Below are 18197 nucleotides of genomic sequence, written 5' to 3' on the forward strand. Positions count from 1 at the left end.
TGTGTTTCACCGATTCTAGCGCAAAAGTTGCTAAAAATTACGGCGCGCTGATGATCGTCGTCAGCGCAATGCGGTACGCGGGCTGCACGTCGCCATCCTGGTCAATCTTGTCCGTCATGATCACGCCGAAACCCTGCGCATACCATACGTATTCGCCGCTTTTGCCACGGCTCTTGCCACCCACGTCGCGCAGTTCGAACTTGCAGGCGTATGGGAAGCGGCGGCCGCCCAGTTCCAGGCGCTCCCAGCCCAGGAAGGTGATCGAGAAATCGCGCTTGTCCGTGCGCGTGGAGGTGGTGATCTTGTCGGACAGGCCCGCCAGCGGGTAGTGGGTGTCCGTTCGCGTGTCCGTGAACTGCACGCGCACTTCCTGGCCCGGGCGCATGGTGGCGGGGATAGCTGACTGCGGCGCGTAGACGTTCTTGCTGCGCACGGTGCCGTCTTTGTTGTAATGGACCGTGCCCGTCAGGAAGACCTGGCCGTCGCGGATGTCCTGGTAGGAGGTGGCCAGCAGCACGCCGCCGTCGAGGATCAGCTGGATACCCTTGAGTTTCTTGCCTTCGAAGACTTCCTCGACGTTGACTTGCGCGTCGCCATTGTTCTTGCTGAATTTGACGCCCGTCGTCAATTCCATGCATTCGCCCACCGTGGGGGCTGCCTGCGCACTGGCAGCCGCGAATACGCTGGCCGCCACCATTCCACACCATGCTGCTTTCATTGTCATCCTGGCTATCTTGAAAAGGCGTGATGATAGCGTGCCGTGGAGCTATGTGGCGCAGCGCTGGCGGCAGGGCTTAGCGGGCTGGCGCGATTGGCGTCGCGGGCGGCGAGGTGGCGGGGGCGCTGGCGGCCGGGGTGTCCGGCGTGGCCACGGGCTTGCCACTATATGGCTTGTCCAGGTCATCCGCCGTGGGCTTGCCGCGCCGCGTGCGCTTGTCCGTGCGCGTCTTGCCGGGCTTGGCGTCGTGGATCAGCCTGCCTTTGTTGTCGAGCTTGTCGGACTGGTCCGATTGCTGGCCCCGGTCATTCGGATTGTTGGTGTGGTTGCCCGTCTGGTTGACATTCGTCGTCGACTGGGCTTGTACCCAGGCGCCGCCCACGGTCATCAGGGTGGCGGCGAGCAAGAGAGCGGCGGTTTTCATGGCGGTGTCCTGTGCAAAATGAGGTTGAGCCTGCATTTTCACACAGGCGCCCGCCCGCACGGGTAGGACGCCGCCCCATGGCCGTGTCGGCCATTTGCTCAGCTTATCGGAACTGCTCCGTCGAGATATCGAAGCGCTTGAGCTTGTCGTACAGGGTCTTCTTCGGGATGCTCAAGGCGGCGGCCGCGTCGATGACGTTGCCGTTGTGGCGGCGCAAGGCTTCCTCGATGATGGAAATCTCGAAGGTGTCGACCTGTTCCGCCAGCGAGGCTTCGCGGCAGCCGGCCGGGCTGAGAGTGTCGTCGAGCAGGCCCAGCACGAAGCGGTCGGCCACATTGTGCAGTTCGCGCACATTGCCGGCCCAGCGCTGCGCCATCAATGACGCGACCAGTTCGCCGCTGACGAGGGCGGCCGGCTGGCCGTAGCGCAGCGCCGCCTGCAGCACGAAGAACTCGAACAGCAAAGGGATATCCTCGCGCCGGTTGCGTAGCGCGGGTAAGGTGAGGCTGGCCACGTTCAGGCGGTAATACAGGTCGGGACGGAATTTCCCCTGTTCCGCCAGGACACTCAAATCCTCCTTGGCGGCGGCGATGACGCGGAAATTGACGGAAATCAATTTATTCGAACCGAGGCGTTCGACCTGCCGCTCCTGCAGCACGCGCAGCAGTTTTACCTGCAGGGCCAGCGGCATGCTTTCGATTTCATCGAGGAACAGGGTGCCGCCGTTGGCGTATTCGATCTTGCCGATGCGCTGGCGCTGCGCGCCCGTGAATGCCCCTTCCTCGTGGCCGAACAGTTCCGATTCGAAGATCGATTCGGGCAGGGCGCCGCAGTTGATGGCCACGAAAGGGTGGTCGCGCCGCTCGCTGAAGTCGTGCAGGCAGCGGGCGACCAGTTCCTTGCCCGTGCCCGTTTCGCCGAGGATGATGATGTCTGCGGACTTGGGCGCCAGGTTCAGCACCAGCTGGCGCACCTTTGCCATGGCCGCGCTGCGGCCCACGATGCGCGCCTCGATGCCGACGCGCTGCTCGAGCTGGCGGCGCAGATTCATGTTTTCCAGCACCAGATGGCGTTTGTCCAGGGCGCGGCGGCACACTTCCACCAGCAAGTCGGCGGAAAACGGCTTTTCGATGAAATCGTAGGCGCCACGGCGCATGGCGCCCACGGCCATCGACACGTCGCCGTGGCCCGTGACGAGGATGACGGGCAGGCTGGCATCCTGCGCCACGGCGATATCGAGCAGTTTCAAGCCATCCATGGCAGGCAGCTTGATATCGCTCAATAAAATGCCCGCAAATTCGGGTACCAGGTAGGGCAGCGCTTCCTCGGCCGTGGCGACGGCCGTCACTTGCAGGCCCGCCAGTTCCAGCGATTGCCGGGCGCCCTTGCGCACGACGGCATCGTCTTCCACCAGCAGCACTTGCATGCCTTCAAAATTATTTTCGTGCATCGGGTATGTCCCCAGTCTCTGTATTCTTGTCCCCCGGGTCGCAGCTCAGGGTGATGGTAAATTGCGCGCCGCCCCCTTCCGCGGCGCTGCGGTTGCGCACGGCCAAGGCGCTGCCGGCGGCCCGCAGTATGCCTGCACTGATCGACAAACCCAAGCCCAGTCCGTGTTCCTTGGTGGTATAGAAGGGGTCGAAGATCTTGTCCAGCGACGCGAGCGGGATGCCGGGGCCATTATCCGTGATATGCACGATGGCCAGCGTGCCTTCGCGGCGGGCCTGGAACCAGATGTGCACATCCTGTCCTTCCGGCACGGCATCCATGGCGTTGGTGATCAGGTTGGTGAATACCTGTTCCAGGCCGATGGCGTTGCACAGCACGATGATGTCGTCGCCGGACCAGCTTTCATGCAGGGTCAGGCGCTGGGAATTCTTGCGCGTGCGGATTTGCAGCATGGTTTGCGCGAAGGCCTGGCGCACGCTGACGGGCTTGCGGGCATCGTCGCTGCGCCGCGCAAAGCCTTTTAATTGCGAGGTGACGTAGCCGAGGCGCTTGACGAGGTCGGAAATGGTCGACAGGTTGTCGAGGGCATCGTCGATACGCCCGCGCGCCAGAAACACCTTGGCATTGTCGGAAAAGGTCTGCAGGGCGGCCAGCGGCTGGTTCAGCTCGTGCGTGACGCCGGCCGCCATCTGGCCGATGGCCGCCAGCTTGCCGCTTTGCACCAGTTCCGCCTGGGCGTAGCGCAGGGTCTGCTCGGCCCGCTCGCGCTCGGCCACTTCCGCCTGCAGGCGGCCATTCGCGTGCACGAGGTCGGCCGTGCGCTGCTCGACCTTGATTTCCAGCTGTTCATAGGCGCGCGCCAGGGTCTGCTGCGCGTTGAGGCGGTCGGCGATGCGGCGCCGGCGTTGGCGCGCATACATCAGGGCCAGTAGCAGCAGGGCCCAGCCCAGCGCGGCGGCCATGGCCGCGTTGCGGGCCGCCGCGTTGACCTGGTCCAGTTCGGCCAGCACCGTGATCTGCCATGCCAGGGGGCCGAGGGCGCGGTGCACGGCGAGGTAGTCGGCGCTGCCGGACAGGGCCGGCGACTCGCCCGACTGAGGACGCTCCAGTGTCATCACGCTGGCGCCATCGGCGAACTGGCGCTGCACCTTGTGCGGCAGGATGGGCAGGTTTTCTTGCAGGAACTGGCGCTGTGCGCTGATGTCGCTCTTCGCTTCCGGCGCCAGGGGCGCCAGGGTCTTGAACTTGAAGGCGGGGGTGGTGGCCAGAATGATCACGCCATTCGCATCCTTGACCCAGATCTGCTCGCCCGCGCCCGGCGTGCGCCACGATTGCTCGATCCAGTCCAGGTTGACCTTGGCGGCGACGATGCCGAGGATGCGTCCGTCGCGCAGCACGGGCTGAGAAATGAAGTAGCCCGCCTCGAAGGTGGAGGCGCCGATGCCGTAGAAGCGGCCGATGCCGCCCGCGATGGCATTCTTGAAATAGGGACGGAAACCGTAGTTGACGCCCACGTAGGAGCTGCGGTCTTGCCAGTTGCTCGAGGCCAGGGTCGTGCCCTTGTCGTCGAGTACGTAGACGGCAAAGGCGCCCGCGCGGCGGTTGATGTCGATCAGATAGGCATTGATCTGCGCGACCTTGCCGGGCGTGGGCTGCTCCAGCAGCTGGGCCACGGCATCGCTCTGGGCCACGGCCAGGGGCAGGAATTCGTATTTGTTGAGGGCGCCGCCGATGGAGGCCGCATACAGTTCCGCGCGCGAATCGAGCGTGCGGTGCAGTTCATCGAGCTGGCGCTGCTGGACCCAGGCATACGACGCCCACGCCAGCGCGAGCAGCGAACCCACGGCCAGCAGGGGGCCGAGCGCGGGTCTCAGGGGCCATTTGCCGAGTGCCATGGTGCTCCGTGTGTCGGGTTAAGCTTGCGTGTGCCGCAAAGAAGGAATGGTAGTGTACGGCGGGATTCACCCGAATGGGTGAATCCTGATTTACGACTGACATGCAAAGTTGCAGCGTCTGACAAAACCGTAGCTGAAACCCGCAAGTCGAGGACTGGGGTCGGACCTTAAGGTCCGACCCCGATACTTGCTTTCGGGTTTGGCCGCACGACGACTAATCCGCTGTACTTGCCATGGTTTCCGCGTTGTGATGCCTTTGCTGCTCTTCCATCACCATCTCGCCCAGCATGCGTTTCAAGCGGTTGAACTCGGGGTCGCTCGGGTCGCGCGGGCGGGGCAGTTCGATGGCCACGTCGCGCTTGATGGTGCCGGGACGGTAGGTCATGACGATGGTGCGGTCGGCCAGGTAGATCGATTCCTCGATCGAGTGCGTCACAAACACGATGGTGGTGCCGAAGACTTTCCAGATTTTCAGCAATTCATCCTGCAGGTTGCGCCGCGTCAAGGCGTCCAGCGCGCCGAACGGTTCGTCCATCAGCATGATGGGCGAATCGAGGGCCAGCACGCGGGCGATCGCCACGCGCTGGCGCATGCCGCCCGACAAGTCTTTCGGGTAGCGGGCACGGAATTCCGTCAAGCCCAGCATGCTCAGCAGCATGTCGACCCGTTCCTTGATCTCGGCCGGCGTCTTGCCGGCGATTTCCAGGCCGAAGGCGATATTGCTTTCGATGGTCATCCACGGGAACAGCGCGTATTCCTGGAACACCATGCCGCGGTCGGGGCCGGGCTCGGTGATCAGCTTGCCGCCGGCCAGAATCTGGCCCGACGTCGGCTGCGAAAAGCCGGCGATGGCGTTGAGCAGGGTCGACTTGCCGCAGCCGGACGGCCCCAGCAGGCAGATGAACTCGCCGCTGGCGATTTCCAGGTTGATATCCTTCAGGGCGATGACGTCGGCGCCGCCCGTGGTGAAGATTTTATTGACTGCGTTGATGCTGATGGTGGTCATGGCCGTTCCTCTCAGTGTTCCAGGCCGCGGTGCCACTGCAGCAGATGATTATTCAGGGCATTCATGGCGATATCGATGGCCAGGCCGAACAGGCCGATGGTGAACATGCCGGCGATAATCTTGTCAGACCAGAAATACTCGCGTGCTTCCAGGATGCGGAAACCGAGGCCGCTATTGACGGCGATCATCTCCGCCACGATCACGACGATGAAGGCCGTGCCCATGCCGATGCGCGCGCCGGCCAGGATATACGGCGTGGCGGCCGGCAAAATGACGCGGCGGAACATCGTCATCTGGCTGGCGCCCAGGTTGCGCGCGGCGCGGATGTAGATGCCGTCGACCTGGCGCACGCCGGCGATGGTGTTCATCAGTACGGGGAAGAAGGAACCGATGCTGATCAGGAAGAAGGCGGGCGGGTTGCCCAGGCCAAACCACAAGATCGCCAGCGGAATGTAGGCGATGGGCGGAATCGGGCGCAGCACCTGCACCAGCGGGTCGAACAGTTTATAGATGGTCTTGTTCGTGCCCATCAGCAAGCCCAGCGGCAAGGCCAGGCCGGCGCCGATGGCAAAACCGCCCAGCACGCGCGACAGGCTGGCCCAGGCGTCGTGCGGCAGTTCGCCGGAGAACATCCACACGAGATAATTGCCCGCTTCCGGCGTGTACGCTTGCAGCGGCATCAGGTATTCATACCACTTCACCAGCACGGCCACGGGCGAGGGCAGGATTTGCGGATTGATCCAGCCGAAGGTGGACATGGCTTGCCACAGCAGCAGCACGGCCACGGGCACGGCGGCACCGTGCGCGAAGCGTTTCATCATTTGTATATTCATCGTGACACTTTCCGATTAGCGAGGTCGTGGTTAGCGTGGGACATAGGACTTCTTGGCTTTTTCAAGCAGGTCCAGCTTGACCCAGTCCTTGGCGGCAGGCGGCTTGGCCATGCGGCCCACGCCGAACTTCACCATGTAGTCGGTGGTCAGCTGCACGTGGCTCTGGGTGATGTCTTCCGTGAAGATGGCGTTGTCGATGGCGTCGCGGTAATCCTCGCTCGTGATCTGGTTCTTGAACATGGATTCGCGCACGTATTTTTCCGCCAGTTTCGGGTCGGCCAAAAACGCCCGGGTGGCGGCGACGAAGCAATCCATGAAGCGCTGGGCCACGGCAGGTTTCTCTTTGTACATCTTTTCCGTCATCACGAGGGCGCGCACGGGCTCGCCCAGCGGCGTGTCATACGGCTTGATGATGGCCGAGCCGTATTTCTTGTGGATCGCTTGCGTGGAATACGGCTCGGACTGGCTCATGGCGTCGATATCCTTGGTCAACAGGGCCTGGTTCAGGTCCGGGTAGCCCATGTACAGGATCTGCACGTCCTTGCCCGGCTTGTCGGACCAGGTCAGCTTGGCCTTCGTCAGTTCGGCAAACAGCAGGATTTCCTGCGGGCCGCCGCGCGTGACGCCGACTTTCTTGCCTTTCAGGTCGGCGATGCCCTTGATGTTCAGGTCGGGACGGCCGACGATCTGCACGCCGCCCTTGGCGAAGCCGCCCACGAGGTAGACGGGCAAGCCCGTGGCGCGGCCCGTGATGGCCGCTTCCAGCGCGCTGGCCGAGACGTCGACTTCGCCGGCGATCATGGCGGGCACGATATCGAGGCCCTTGGCGAAGATGCGCTCCTCGATCTTCAAGTCATATTTGGGGGCGATTTCCTTCATGTAGGCAACGGCGCCGTAATGGGCGAATTTCAGGTTGCCCAGGCGTACGACGTCGGCCGCATGGACGGCCAGCGGGAATTGCGCGGCCAGCGCGACGGCGACGGCCAGGGCCTTGGTGTTCAGGAAGGACGAGATGCGGAAGGTGCTTGCCATGCTGTTGTCTCCAAAAAAGGTAGATGGTTTTTATATGGGGTGAGGCTGCCGCTCTGTGGCGGTTATGAAAATATAAAAGCATCTTCCGTGCCAGTGGAGCGCATTTTGGCGTTTATTGCAAGTGATTGTTTCTAAAGGTTTAATTTGCATCTATTGAAACGCGGAAATATTGCGATTCCGCTTTTCCGCACGGAGCGGGGGAATGGCGTGCGGATTGTCGCATTGCCGGGGGAGGGGCGGGGGAGCCTAGGCGGCTGGCTGGGGGACGCCGGATGGAACCTAAGTGGCGCGGGCCACTCCAACCGTAAAAAAACGCGTTGCAAAAAAGCCGGCAACGCGTAACTCCCCCGTGGAGTAGGGACGGCGCCGCGCGGGCGCCTGTGGGATGGCCCGTGCCGGGCTTATTTTGCCGGTGCCGTGGCGGGCGGCAGCGCAGGGGCGGTGGCAGGGTCGGTCAGGGGCGCCGGCGGCGTGGTATTGCCCGGTCCCGCTTCCGGCATGGCCGGCGTGACGGGGGCGGGCATCACCTGCGGCGCGGAGGCGGGGTTGGGCGCCGTTTCGGGCAGCGGCGCTTCGGCGGGTTTTTTACAGGCGGACAGGGTGAGCAGGGCGGCGGCGGCCAGCAGGCAGGCGATTTTCATGATGCTTCCTTTGCAAGAGTTGTCGCAACGCGAACAGCAGGCGGTGCCAGGAGCCAGGTGCAGCGATCGTCACCGGGGCAGCGCAGGCACCGCGCATGAGGCTTGAATTTATTGCAAGATCGCAGGCGCTTCTGTTCGCTATTTCACCTAGCGGGGCCAATACTGGCCGGGATGCGCTTGCGCGCGGGGGGAGGCGCGGCTGGGGGCACGGGTGAGCGAAGGAATCGGGGAAGGACGCGGCGAGGGGAAGGACGCGGCGAGGGGAAGGAATCGGCGGGGGGAAGCAAGCGGCGAGAAAATAATTCCACATGGAAATATTTTTCACTTTCTTGCTTCTAATGTTCGTTAACGCACAGACCAGGAGGGGGGGCGCTGGCATTCTGTGGTCAGACGCCCTGGATTTGTGGCTTTCTGGCATAAAAATTGCCAAGAATTTAACAATCCGGGCTACCGGTAATCGTTAAAAAAGGAGTATTCAAATGCATGCAATGACTCAGTCTCACGTGAAGAGCGAATTAAAGGCAGCGCACCAGGAACTTCGTAGCCCCGAAAAAGGCTCGCAAATGGTCGAACGTGCAGCACCGATCCCTCCGGAGCGCATGAATCCCATTTCCATGGCACCGATCGAGCGCGTGCGTTCCACGTCCGCCACCCTGCGCCGCATCGAAAACATGCAAAAGCTGATCGGCGAACTGTCGCTGCGCGAAATGCTGGCTGACGAAATCGCGTGGTTCCTCAAGTTTTCGCCATCGGGCGCCCGCAAATACATCCGCGACCTGCGCGAAGCGGGCGTGATCGAACTGGCCCGCTACATCGAAGGCACGGCTACCTACCTGGGCAAGGCAGTGTACCAGCTGACCCCCGACCCTGAGCGCGTGCGTGCCTTCCTGGCCGCCATCGTGCAGCCGAAACGCGAAGGCGCGCCACCGCGCAAGGACCGTCCTGGCCTGCGCGAGCAGAGCATGGCAGGCAGCGGCCGCCACTTCCACATCCTGGCCGATGACACGCATTACGCCATCCGCGTCAACCGTGGTCCCGTCACGCGCGATCCGCTCGTGGCTGCCCTGTTCGGCGCGCCGCAGCAAAAGTCGGCCGAGTAAGGCCGGGCTGAGCCGAACCGCGCGGCGGGCGGCCAGCGATGCGCACCGGCCCGGCGCAACCGTACTGAAGTACGGTTGCGCGGCCTGGCCGTACATCGGCCGCTGGCGTTGTAAGGTGTTGTGACGTTGTAATGAAAGCCGGGTCCAGCCCCGGCTTTTGGCGTTGCGGCAAGCCCTTGCACGTAGTCGGATTGAAAAGACTGCAAGCATCCCCATGTGGGCTGGACTGCCGCCCGCGCCTGCGGGTTCACTTGAAGGAGCTTGCCTTGCCTGCCCATGCCGCCATGTTGTCCTCCTGCCCCCTGGCCTTGAAACGGGCTGCCGCATGAACCCGCTCCTGTGGATCGCCCTCGTCACGGCTGCCATCGTCTTTTCCCTGTGGTTCCCCCGCTGGCGCCTGAAACGTGCTTTGGCGAAACCCTTGCCGCCCGAAGGGCTGGCCGTGCTGGAAACGAATATTCCCGTCTACCGCCGCATGCCGGCGCCCCTGCAGGCACAATTGCGCCGCCTCGTCGTGCAATTCCTGTATCAGAAGAAATTCGTCGGCTGCGGCGGCCTGGAAATCACGGACGAGATGCGCTACACCATCGCCGGCCAGGCGTGCTTGCTGCTGCTGAATCGCCAGACGCAGGTGTACCCGGAACTCGACACCATCCTCGTCTACCCCACGGAATTCATCGTCAGGCGCGATGAAGTGGGGCCGGGCGGCGTCGTCACGCCCTCGGCGAACGGTTTATTGGGCGAATCCTGGGGCGATGGCCGCGTGGTGCTGGCCTGGGACCACGTGCAGCGGGGCGCCGCCGACTGGACGGATGGGCACAATGTCGTGCTGCACGAATTCGCCCACCAGCTCGACAGCGAATCGGGCGCCGCGAACGGCGCGCCCTACCTGCCCAGCGTGTCCAGCTACCGCAGCTGGGCCACCGTGCTGTCGCGCGACTTCGACAACCTGCGCCACGACGCCATGGTCCAGCAGCAAAGCGTGATGGACCATTACGGCGCCACGAATCCCGCCGAATTCTTTGCCGTGGCGACGGAAACCTTCTTTGAAAAGCCGTACCAGATGGCCGAGCACCACGAAGCGCTGTACGCGCAATTGCTGCAGTACTACAAGGTCGACCCGCGCGACTGGATGGCGCCGCCTGCCGAGCCGGAACACATGGCTGCGCCGTTTCCCAGCTACGCGCCGCACTGGTAGCGGCCCTTCAGCCCAGCAGCCGCCGTTTCAGCGCGGGATAGCTGCTGCGCGACACGGGGATGCCCGTGCTCGTGTGCGTGTCGAGCGCGTATTTGCCGCCCGCGCCGATCAGCAGGCGCTTGAAGCCCAGGCTGTTGACGAGGTAGGAGCGGTGCACGCGCAGGAAGTGGGGCGGCAGCAGGGCCATGAGCTTGTCGATGGCCAGGTCGTGGAAGCACTGTTCGCCGCTGCGCAGCACGATATTGCTGTAGTGGCCATCGGCCTGCACGTGGTCGATCTCGGCCACGGCGATCCATTCCACGGCGCCCCGCTTCTTCACCGCCAGCGAGGCGGCGCCGGCCTGCCGCTCCGTATAGCGCTGCAAGGCCTTGTGCAGGCGTTCGCGGCTGAAGGGCTTGGCAACGAAATCGAGCACGCCGAACTCGAAGGCCGTGATCGAGCGCTCCGCGTGGGCCGAGACGATGATGGTCTGGAAGCCGGCGCTGCCCGCCAGGCGCAGCAGGTCATAGCCGTCGGCGCCGTGCAGATGCAAATCCAGCAGCAGCAAGTCGACTTGCTCCTGTCCCTGTCCCTGCCCCTGCGCCAGGGCTTCCAGGGCCTGCTCCACGTTGTCGTGCAGCGTCAGCCGGGCGAGCCGGGCGCCAAAATGGGCGCGCACCTCGCGTTCGAGGCCTTGCGCGATCAGCGGTTCATCTTCCAGTATCAATACATGCATGGCGCCGCCGGCAAGGTAAAGGTGAGGTGCCAGCCCGCCGCATGCCGTTCGCTGGCATAGCGGGCGGCATCGCCGAATACGGCGTGCAGGCTGGCGCGGATGTACTGTTCCCCGAGGCCGCTGCCGGCGTGCGGGCGTGCCGCGCCCTGCGGCAGGGACAGGGTGAGCACCTGCGTCTGCGCGAGCCTGGCGCTGTGCAGCACGAAGTGGGCGCCGTGGCGGTAGCGGTTGTGGCTGAACGCGTTTTCCAGCGCCGTCAGCAGGAGGGCGGGCGGCACGCGGATGTCCGCCGCCGCGCCATCGACCTGCAGGCTGCAGGGCTGCTGCAGCCGCGTGGCCATGATGTCCAGGTAGTTGTGGCACAGGGCCAGTTCCTGCGCCAGGGCAATGCTGGGCTGCTGCGCAAATTCGTTGAGCATGCGCAATTCACTGCCCAGGGCCTCAATGAAGGTTTCGGCCGCATGCGGCGATTGTGCGTTGAGTTCGCTGATCAGGCTCAGGGAATTCATCAGGAAATGCGGTTGCATGCTCTTGCGCAAGAGCTGGTTTTCCAGCTGCTGCGCGCGCGCCGCGCTGTCCCGTTCGCGCAGCAGCTGCGCCAGCAGCTGGGCGCACAGGGGCAAGAGCAGCAGGCACACGACAACGGCAAATCCCCCCTCGGCAAATTGCCTGTCCGCCAGGCCGAACAGGGCGCACGCCGCCACCGCGATGGCCGTGCCGCTCCGGCTGCCGGGCAGGCGGTGCCGCAGGGCAGCCACGTTCATGCCCAGGCTGGCCGTCAAGCCGGCGATAAACATCAGCCGGCACTGGCTGTCGAAATGCGTGGCCAGCGCGCCCGCCAGGGCGATGCCCGGCAGCAGCAGGGCGGCCGCCAGCCAGGCCCGGCGGTAGCGGTAGGCCGCGTGGAAATACAGCGGCAGCAGGGCGGCAAACAGCCAGGTGAGGCCGCTGACGGCATACAGGCGCGCAAGATGCACGGGATAGGCGTAGCCGGCAATGCCACGCCAGCTTTCCGCCACCAGCAGCAGGGCGGCGGCCAGGCACAGCGCCGAAAACACGGCCCAGTGCGGGTGGCGCCGGTAGCGCAGGGTCAGGCCCAGGAAGAGCAGGGCGATGGCGCCCAGCGCGCCGGCCAGCAGCAGCGGCGGCAGCTTGCGCCACGCTAGCGCCGCCTGGTAGGCTTGCTGCTCCTGCAGCCATAGCGCATGCAATGGCGTGTCCAGGCGCGCCGGCACCCGTTGCGTCGACAGCCGCAGGCGCAGCCGGTGCGTGCCGGCGGCCAATTGCCGTGGCGCCAGGGGGAAGGCCACATCGATGTTGCCCGGGCGTTCGTCGGCCGCGCGGGACGCCGGCTGGCCATTGCTGCCGATCAAGACGCCATCGAGCCATAGCTCGCTGGCAGCCAGCGCCGACAGCACCAGCACCTGCGTGGACGCCGGCGTGGCGGCCAGGACCAGGTCGCGCTCGACGCACAGCAGCTGGCCCCGCTCGAGCAGCTGGTGCAGCGGGGCGTCGGGCGCCGCAGGACCGCTGCCGCAGGCGCGCCAGCCATCGTCGAGCGCCAGCCTGGCCATGCCCATGGCAAGGGAGGGCAGGGCCAGGCAGCACAGCAGCAGGGCGCGGAGGAGTGGGGGCATGGCGGGCATTGTAGCTGCTTATTTGCAACATATTCGCGCTCGCCCGTGCCGTTCATGCGGACAGCGTGCATTTCGTGCACGGCCCGCCACCGGCGCGCGAAATCCTTTTACCATGCAGCAGCGCCGCGCGGTGGACGGGGCGATACGGGGGAAAGATCGATGATGCAATGCAGCAAATATGACTGGTCCGCCGGCGCGCTCGCGCTGGCGCTGCTATGCGGCCTGGCGCAGGCCGGCTCCGCGCATGCCGCCGGCGCCGCCTCGGCGCCTTCCGCCGCGCTGGCCGCGCGCCTGGCCGCTTTCGACGGCTGGGTGGCGCAGCGCATGGCCAGGGAGCGCATGCCGGGCATGACCATCGGGTTCATGCAGGACGGGGTGACATGGGTGCAGGGCTATGGCTATGCCGACCTGGAAAACCGGGTGCCGGCGACGCCCCGGTCCAGCTATCGCCTCGCTTCCGTCACCAAGCCCATGACGGCGGTGGCCATCCTGCAACTGGTGGAGCAGGGCAAGGTCGACCTCGATGCGCCCGTGCAGGCCTATGTGCCGTATTTCCCCGTGAAGGCGTTTCCCGTGACGGTGCGCCAGCTGCTGGGCCACCTGGGCGGCATCGACGCCTACCGCGATCCCCAGGCCGAGCAGCATTTCAAGGAACACAAGACGACGCGCCAGTCCATCGCCGTCTTCGAGCAGTTCGACCTGATCGCCGAGCCCGGCACGCGCTACCGTTACACCAGCTACGGCTACAACCTGCTGGGCGCCGTCATCGAAAGCGCCTCGGGCGAAAGCTATGGCGGCTACATGCGGCGCCACGTGTGGCAGCCGCTGGGCATGGACGCCACCGTGATGGACGACCCCGATGCCGTGATCGCCCACCGCGTGCGCGGCTACCGGCTGGCCGGCACGCAGGTGCGCAATGCGGAATTCGTCGACATCAGCAGCCGCTTCTCGGCCGGCGGCACGCGTGCCAGCGTGCCCGACATGCTGGCCTTCGGCCAGGGCATCCACGACGGCAAGGTGCTCTCGGCGGCCAGCCTGGCGGCCATGGTGCAGCCCATGGCCACGCACGCGGGCCGCCTGACGGACTACGGCATGGGCTGGGAAACGTATCCCACGGGCGGGCGCTACGTCATTTCGCACAGCGGCCAGCAGCCGGAAACGGCGACCTACCTGTTCAGCTTTCCGTCGCGCCGGCTGACGCTTGCCGTCGCAGCCAACCTGGAGCGGGTGAATACGGAAGCGTTCGCGCAGCGCCTGTTCGAGGTGGTCACGGGCGAGCCGTGGCAGCTGAAAACCTATGTTGCCGATGCCGCCGCGCAGCGCCATTACCGCGTGGCGCAGGGCCTGTTCGAGGAGGGCCGCGCGTACGCCGAGCGCACGCAGGCACCCTATGCGGACGGGGCCGCCACGCGCGCCGCCTTCCAGCAGATCAACGGGCAAGCCCTGGCGCCCGACGCCGCGGCGGCGCGCCCCTTCATCGACGCGGCCCGCCATCCGGCCGGCGGCCGCGTTTTCCTGGCGGCCGGCGCCAGCATGGCCGAGGTATTGCGCGCATCGGGCGTCGACCTGAACCAATACTCGCGCGGCGGCGCGCTGGCCTTTGCGCGCGACTACGTGCTGCTGTCGCAAGGCGCGCCGGCCGGCGCGCTGCCCCGCTTCGAGCCCGCCTTCGAGCAAGCCGTCGTGGCCCTGGCAGGCAGCTGGGACCGCACGGGGGCCATCGCCTGGCCGGCGGCGCCCGTTTCCGTCGCCACGCTGGACGCGACCTTGCGCGCGGCCTTCCGCGGCCAGCGCGCCTATCCCGATTTCATGCCCGAGCTGCTTGAGCTGGCGCAAACGGCGGCTGCGCGGGGCGACGCCGGCGACGCGCTGGCGGCGGGCAGGCTGGCCGTGGCCCTGTATCCGCTCAGCGATGGCGCGCACGCGCTGCACGGCCTGGCCTTGCTGCGCGCCGGCGCCACCGACGCGGGCATCGCCGCGCTGCGCGTGGCGCTGGAACGCGACCCGCTGGGCGCGGCCAGCCCGGCGGCGCTGAACGGCGCTGCCTACCGGCTGCAAGGCGAAGGCGCCATCGGGCCGGCGACGGCCGTGCTGCAGGCGGCCGTGCGGCTGCATCCGCGCGACGCCAACCTGCACGACAGCCTGGGCGAGTTGTATGCGGAGCAGGGGCTGCGCGCGCAGGCCCTGGCGGCGTACGGGCAGGCATTGCGGCTCGATCCCCGCTATCCGGGCGCGGCGGGGGCGAAGGCGGCGATGCGCCAGCTGGGCGGCGAGAGCGGCGTGGCCACGCCATGATGGCGCTTAGATGATTTACGCATAAACAAGGGTGAAAAGATTCCTTTTTGGAAATAAGGACGCTGCGGTCTAATGGCGGCATTGACAGCCACCCGAGGAATCCCATGCAGACCCGTCTACATTTCGCCGCACTGTTGCTTACCAGCGTAGCCTTTGTCCAGGTGGCGCAAGCCGACCAGCTGGCCAGCATCAAGGCGAAGGGCGAACTGGTCTGCGGCACCCTGGGCACGGACGAACCGAACAGCTTCATCGACGCCAGGTCGCGCGAGCTGGTCGGCTATGAAGTGGACCTGTGCCGGGCCATTGCCAAAAGCCTGGGCGTCAAGCCGGTGGTCAGGCAGCTGGCCGTGGCGGCCCGCATCCCCGAACTGCAGCAGGGCCGCATCGACATCCTGACGGCGTCCCTGACGCACAACAAGGAGCGCGAGGCGCTGATCGACTTTTCCCTGTCCACCTTCTACACGGGCCAGCGCGTGCTGGTGAAAAAGAGCAGCAATATCACCAGCATCGCGGGACTGGCCGGCAAGAAAGTGCTGACCGTCAAGGGCGGCACGCAGGAGCCGAATATCCGCAAGGCCGTGGCCAACGTGGACGTGGTGACGTTCGAGACGGCGGGCCAGGCTTACCTGGGCTTGCAGCAAGGCAAGGGCGTCGGCTATGTCGACGATGAAGTGTCCCTGCTGAACAACTACGCCAAGCTGGGCGCCGCGCAAAAGGATTACCTTGTGCTGCCGCAAAACATCAGCCAGGAAGTCTTTGCCTTCGGCATCCGCAAGGGGGAGAAGGGCTTGAAGACGGCCGTCGACAACGTCCTGCGGGGGCTGGAAAAATCGGGCGAGGCTGAAGCACTGTTCTTCAAGTGGTATGGCCCCACGAGCAATGTGAAATTCCAGAAGCGCACCTTCAAGATCGAATCGGACAAGATCGACGCCTGAGCAAACCTGCTGCGCGGCACGCTTTGCGGCCTGCGATGCTCACCGGCTCGGCGCCCCCGTGCTCCGGCGCGGTGGTGCTTCCTGGCCGCAAATCACTGCCGCTCGCCACGGTTTTCTTAGGCATCAATGATATTTCACCATCATGCTCCAATTTGATCTGAACTTTCTGCTGGCCGGCGACTACCGCGACTGGCTGCTATCCGGCCTGCTGCTGTCGCTGCGCCTGATGGGCATGACCCTGCTGCTGGCCCTGCCGCTGGCGTGCGGCGTGGCCATGCTGCGCCTGGCGCCGTCGCGCCTGCTCAACGGCCTGGGCGCCGCGTATGTCGAGCTGATCCGCAACGTGCCCTTGCTGGCCCATTTCCTGTTCTGGTACTTCGGCGCGCCCGAGCTGCTGCCCGAGGCGTGGAAGGAACGCTTGTATGCCGGCAATATCGAAGCCGTCAGCGCCGTCACGGCCCTGACCCTGTACACGGCCGCCTACATGGCGGAAGACATCCGCAGCGGCATCCGCGCCATCCCCGCCCAGCAATTCGAGGCGGGCCGGGCGCTGGGTTTCAGCTTTCTCGCCACCATGCGCCTGTGCATCCTGCCGCAAGCCTTGCGTCTGGCCGCGCCGCCGCTGCTGTCGCAGACCCTGACCCTGTGGCAAAACACCAGCATCGCCACCGTCATCGGCGTGGCCGAGCTGATGTACCAGACGCAGCGCGTGGAGGCGGCCTCGTTCCGCAGCGTGGACGCTTTCGTCTTTGCCAGCCTGGCTTACCTGGCCGTCTCGCTGCTGATCGCCGGCCTGGCGGCCCTGCTGCACAGGAAGGTGGCCTGATGCTGGAACTGATCCACGATTACTGGCTGTATTTTCTCGTCGGCCGCTATCCGCAGGGGCCGCTGGGCGGCCTGGCGCTGACGGTGCTGCTGGCCAGCCTGGCGCTGGTGCTGAGCCTGCCGCTGGGCTTGTTGCTGGGTCTGGCGCGCCTCAGCTCCTGGCGCCTGCTGCGCTGGCCCGTGGCCGCGCTGATCCACGTGGTGCGGGGCATTCCCCTGCTGCTGGTGATCTTCTGGGCCTACTTTTTCCTGCCCGGTATCACGGGGCATGAAAGCGGACAGTTCGGCACCATGCTGGCCGCCCTCGTCCTCTTCGACGGCATTTACCTGGCCGAGATCGTGCGGGCGGGCGTGCAAGCCGTGCCGCGCGGACAGGTGGAGGCGGCCCGTTCGCTGGGCCTGAATTATCTGGACAGCATGCGCCAGGTCGTGCTGCCGCAGGCGCTGCGCCACATGCTGCCCTCGCTGGTGAACCAGTTCGTCTCCACCATCAAGGAAACCTCGCTGGGCTACATCATCGGCCTGGCCGAGGTGTCCTTCATCGCCTCGCAAATCAACGGCCTCGTGCTGACCAAGCCCGTGCAAGTGTATTTCCTGCTGGGCATGACGTACTTTGTGTTGTGTTTCAGCCTGTCGCGCGCCGCCTTCTGGCTCGAGCGGCGCCAGGCGCGTCTCCTGAAAGCGGCTGCATGATTACCTTTGACAACGTCAACAAATACTATGGCGAGTATCACGCCTTGCGCAACATCAATGAGCACGTGGCCAAGGGCGAGGTGCTGGTCGTGTGCGGGCCGTCCGGCTCCGGCAAGTCGACCCTGATCCGCACCATCAACCGCCTGGAGCCTGTCGCGTCGGGGCGCATCGCGGTGGCGGGCCAGGACATCCACGCGCCGGGCCTGGACGTGAACGCGTTTCGTTCGCAGATCGGTTTTGTCTTCCAGCAATTCAACCTGTTTCCCCATTTGTCGGTGCTGGACAATTGCGCGCTGGCGCCGCAGCGCCTGCGCGGCCTGGGCCACAAGGAAGCGCAGGAGCGGGCGCTGGCCCTGCTGGAACGGGTGGGCCTGGCGCACAAGGCCCGCGCCATGCCGGCGTCCCTGTCGGGCGGCCAGCAGCAGCGGGTGGCGATTGCCCGCGCACTGGCCATGCAGCCGCCGCTGATGCTCTTTGATGAACCGACGAGCGCGCTGGACCCGGAAATGGTGGGCGAGGTGCTGCAGGTGATGCGCGACCTGGCGCGTGACGGCATGACGATGGTGTGCGTGACGCATGAAATGGGCTTTGCCCGCGACGTGGCCGACCGGGTCTGGTTCATGGACCACGGGCAAGTGCTGGAGCGGGCCGCGCCCGAGGATTTCTTTGCGCGGCCGCAACATGCGCGCGCACAACAATTCCTGTCGGATATTCGCAGCCCGTTCAGCGCGAGCGCGTGAATGAGCGCATGATTGCGTCTATGAGTGAGTGGCTGTGTGCGCAAGCGAACGGTATCCCGGC

17 protein-coding genes are annotated in these 18197 nt (G+C 65.3%); 7 read left to right on the plus strand and 10 right to left on the minus strand.

Annotated features, from left to right (window positions below; genetic code table 11):
- Positions 1-37 precede the first annotated feature (37 nt).
- The 8 genes from AC07VL_RS19715 to AC07VL_RS19750 form a co-directional block, all read right to left on the minus strand.
- On the minus strand, positions 38-718 hold the full coding sequence (locus tag AC07VL_RS19715) for a hypothetical protein (RefSeq protein ID WP_494807326.1): 681 nt from the start codon (positions 716-718) through the stop codon (positions 38-40).
- A gap of 76 nt (positions 719-794) precedes the next feature.
- A complete protein-coding gene (locus AC07VL_RS19720; protein WP_494807327.1) occupies positions 795-1142 on the minus strand; it encodes a hypothetical protein in 348 nt (115 codons plus the stop codon).
- A 103-nt stretch (positions 1143-1245) separates the two neighbouring features.
- Positions 1246-2592 carry a sigma-54-dependent transcriptional regulator gene (locus AC07VL_RS19725; RefSeq protein WP_494807328.1) on the minus strand — a complete coding sequence of 449 codons (1347 nt, stop codon included), beginning with the start codon at positions 2590-2592 and terminating at the stop codon, positions 1246-1248.
- Positions 2579-4486: a sensor histidine kinase gene (locus AC07VL_RS19730; protein WP_494807329.1), complete on the minus strand. Its 1908-nt coding sequence runs from the start codon at positions 4484-4486 to the stop codon at positions 2579-2581. The genes AC07VL_RS19725 and AC07VL_RS19730 overlap by 14 nt, the downstream gene beginning before the upstream one ends.
- Positions 4487-4700: 214 nt before the next feature.
- Positions 4701-5492 carry an ABC transporter ATP-binding protein gene (locus AC07VL_RS19735; RefSeq protein WP_290608786.1) on the minus strand — a complete coding sequence of 264 codons (792 nt, stop codon included), beginning with the start codon at positions 5490-5492 and terminating at the stop codon, positions 4701-4703.
- Between the two features lie 11 nt (positions 5493-5503).
- Positions 5504-6313 (minus strand): ABC transporter permease, encoded by an 810-nt coding sequence (locus tag AC07VL_RS19740; protein WP_494807330.1) that lies wholly within the window; start codon positions 6311-6313, stop codon positions 5504-5506.
- Between the two features lie 42 nt (positions 6314-6355).
- Positions 6356-7357 carry an ABC transporter substrate-binding protein gene (locus tag AC07VL_RS19745; RefSeq protein ID WP_494807331.1) on the minus strand — a complete coding sequence of 334 codons (1002 nt, stop codon included), beginning with the start codon at positions 7355-7357 and terminating at the stop codon, positions 6356-6358.
- Positions 7358-7758: 401 nt separating this feature from the next.
- The gene (locus tag AC07VL_RS19750) at positions 7759-7998 is read right to left on the minus strand and encodes a hypothetical protein (RefSeq protein ID WP_494807332.1); all 240 of its coding nucleotides are present in this window, start codon (positions 7996-7998) and stop codon (positions 7759-7761) included.
- A 599-nt stretch (positions 7999-8597) separates the two neighbouring features.
- Between AC07VL_RS19750 and AC07VL_RS19755 the strand changes: the two genes are divergently transcribed.
- Positions 8598-9098 carry a winged helix-turn-helix domain-containing protein gene (locus AC07VL_RS19755; RefSeq protein ID WP_494807333.1) on the plus strand — a complete coding sequence of 167 codons (501 nt, stop codon included), beginning with the start codon at positions 8598-8600 and terminating at the stop codon, positions 9096-9098.
- A 325-nt stretch (positions 9099-9423) separates the two neighbouring features.
- Complete coding sequence (locus tag AC07VL_RS19760) at positions 9424-10296, plus strand: M90 family metallopeptidase (RefSeq protein WP_494807334.1); 873 nt, start codon at positions 9424-9426, stop codon at positions 10294-10296.
- A gap of 7 nt (positions 10297-10303) precedes the next feature.
- On the opposite strand, the gene AC07VL_RS19765 is transcribed toward AC07VL_RS19760, so the two are convergent.
- Together AC07VL_RS19765 and AC07VL_RS19770 are read right to left on the minus strand one after the other, a co-directional pair.
- Positions 10304-11011 (minus strand): LytR/AlgR family response regulator transcription factor, encoded by a 708-nt coding sequence (locus AC07VL_RS19765; protein ID WP_494807335.1) that lies wholly within the window; start codon positions 11009-11011, stop codon positions 10304-10306.
- Entirely contained in the window at positions 10999-12648 is a 1650-nt protein-coding gene (locus AC07VL_RS19770; protein WP_494807336.1) for a histidine kinase, read from the minus strand. The genes AC07VL_RS19765 and AC07VL_RS19770 overlap by 13 nt, the downstream gene beginning before the upstream one ends.
- A 159-nt stretch (positions 12649-12807) precedes the next feature.
- Between AC07VL_RS19770 and AC07VL_RS19775 the strand changes: the two genes are divergently transcribed.
- The 5 genes from AC07VL_RS19775 to AC07VL_RS19795 all read left to right on the plus strand — a co-directional run bounded on the left by AC07VL_RS19775 (position 12808) and on the right by AC07VL_RS19795 (position 18136).
- The gene (locus AC07VL_RS19775) at positions 12808-14943 is read left to right on the plus strand and encodes a serine hydrolase domain-containing protein (RefSeq protein ID WP_494807337.1); all 2136 of its coding nucleotides are present in this window, start codon (positions 12808-12810) and stop codon (positions 14941-14943) included.
- A gap of 104 nt (positions 14944-15047) precedes the next feature.
- Positions 15048-15878, plus strand: a complete 831-nt coding sequence (locus AC07VL_RS19780; protein ID WP_494807338.1) for a transporter substrate-binding domain-containing protein — start codon at positions 15048-15050, stop codon at positions 15876-15878.
- Positions 15879-16020: 142 nt separating this feature from the next.
- Entirely contained in the window at positions 16021-16704 is a 684-nt protein-coding gene (locus AC07VL_RS19785; protein WP_494807339.1) for an amino acid ABC transporter permease, read from the plus strand.
- Positions 16704-17396: an amino acid ABC transporter permease gene (locus tag AC07VL_RS19790; protein ID WP_494807340.1), complete on the plus strand. Its 693-nt coding sequence runs from the start codon at positions 16704-16706 to the stop codon at positions 17394-17396. Before AC07VL_RS19785 ends, AC07VL_RS19790 begins: the two co-directional genes overlap by 1 nt.
- On the plus strand, positions 17393-18136 hold the full coding sequence (locus AC07VL_RS19795) for an amino acid ABC transporter ATP-binding protein (RefSeq protein ID WP_494807341.1): 744 nt from the start codon (positions 17393-17395) through the stop codon (positions 18134-18136). Before AC07VL_RS19790 ends, AC07VL_RS19795 begins: the two co-directional genes overlap by 4 nt.
- The last annotated feature ends 61 nt before the right edge of the window (positions 18137-18197 follow it).

The sequence above is a fragment of the Janthinobacterium sp. GW821-FHT03C08 genome (assembly GCF_059420905.1).